Genomic DNA, 1,686 nt, shown 5'->3' on the forward strand with positions numbered 1-1,686 from the left:
CCAGAAGCCAAGGGCGATCAGGCCGAACATCGGCAGGACGATCTGGAAAATCAGCGACATGGACGCGGCACCATGGGGGCGGACTAGGGCGATGGCCGCAGAGGCGGAGGCTTTCCTTTATGCGATCCCGGTCATTCGGCGGAAACGATCTCCAGCGGCGGGACGCCCAGCACGTCCACCAGGGTGGCGCCGGCCTCGATCTGCTCGGTCCATCTGCGCTCGCGCTCCAGCAGGGCGAGGCTCTGTGTCAGGGCGGCCTCGGCGAAGACCAGCGGCACCACGACCACACCATCCTCGTCGCCGAGGATCAGGTCGCCGGGATTGACCGGCACGCCGCCGATGGCCGCGGTGACATCCATCTTGCCGCCGAAATTCTTGTGCGGACCGCGGGCCACGGCACCCTTGGCGAAGACCGGCAGGCCAAGCCCGCGAATCTCGTGCAGGTCGCGGACCGAGCCGTCGACCACCAGGCCGCCAAGCGCGCGCCGCTTGCAGCAGCGCACAACCCATTCGCCCGCCAATGCCACATCGTCCAGGCCACCGCCGGCCACCACCACCACATCGCCCGGCTCCGCCAGACTGACGGCATGATGAACCATGCTGTTGTCGCCGGGCATGGTGACCACGGTGCGGGCCTGACCGCAGATGCGCATGCCGGGCACCATCGGCTTGATGCGCGAATCCATGCTCTGGCACCGGTTCATCGCGTCGGAGGCGACGCTGCTGGGAACCGACGACCATTTGGCGAGGGAGTCGGCCGACAGCCGGGGATAGTTGACGAGATAGCGCTGCATAGCCATGGCGGGGTCCTTTCCTGGTATCTGGCCTTGGTGTCTGGAGCGGAGTGTCTGGGACGGAGTGTCTGGGGCGAAATTCGGGACAGGGGGGCGGCAAAGCCCGATTCTGGAGTCCGTCCCTGGCTCGGCAGGAGGTGGGACGGGCATGGGGCAGGAACGGAAGCGATCCACGCATTCGGCCCGCTCGTCGCCTGCCGACGCCGGAGCACAGCCGGGGAGCGGCATCGGCTATGCCGGGATGGGCGACCGAAACGTCCTTCCGCGGGAGGTTGCCTGAATTCCGAGGCGGGTTTTCATATCCCCCAGTCTCCGGCACAACTCCCGGCGCTTTAAGCGGCATTTACTTAGAGTTTGAAGCGTACCCGCTTCAGCGACCAAAGGCAAGGTCATTGACAATCTAAAAATGTGTCTTGGAAAATTACATGCCGCCTTTTACGCTATTTAGAACCATGATACAACCATAAGCAAGAATTTGTTGGGATGTCAAAAAGACGCGGACCAGTGCGCACCACTGGGATTCTGCTCGAAAAAGATTGTCCAGAGTCGCAAAAGCACGAATGAATTTCAGGCGGAAGGGCTGACTACAATTGTAGGCAAGGCGGATTGGACTTGATGTGGGCGAATGAAGATCCGCGATGACTGGGCGGCAACCCCACAAGTCACACACGCCGCCCGGCAGCAGCCAGCCAAATCCGGCATGCGCCGCCGATCCGACAAGCGCCAATGACGAATCGGATGATGACTTCGGCAGGAGACGGATCGGAACGGGTGAAAAAATGCGAAAGGCCGGCACCCGAGGGTCCGGCCTTTTGAGATCGCACGCTCCAGCCTGTAAACTGGAGGAAACTGGAGCGGGCGAAGGGATTCGAACCCTCGACCCCAACCTGGC

The 1,686-nt window shown here is 62.6% G+C and carries 2 protein-coding genes; both read right to left on the reverse strand.

Features of this window, described 5'->3' with window-relative positions:
* Window positions 1–131 precede the first annotated feature (131 nt).
* The gene (locus I71_RS29930; protein ID WP_042702973.1) at window positions 132–800 is read right to left on the reverse strand and encodes an RraA family protein; all 669 of its coding nucleotides are present in this window, start codon (window positions 798–800) and stop codon (window positions 132–134) included.
* A gap of 656 nt (window positions 801–1,456) precedes the next feature.
* Window positions 1,457–1,686: hypothetical protein (locus tag I71_RS39250; protein WP_211098456.1), on the reverse strand; the 230-nt coding region annotated here is incomplete at its 5' end.

The organism is Azospirillum sp. B506, from assembly GCF_000333595.1.
GTDB lineage: Bacteria > Pseudomonadota > Alphaproteobacteria > Azospirillales > Azospirillaceae > Azospirillum.

Coding starts and splice junctions, on each gene's coding strand:
- I71_RS29930 (WP_042702973.1), bottom strand. CDS start 800: ATGGCTATGCAGCGCTATCTCGTCAACTATCCCCGGCTGTCGGCCGAC.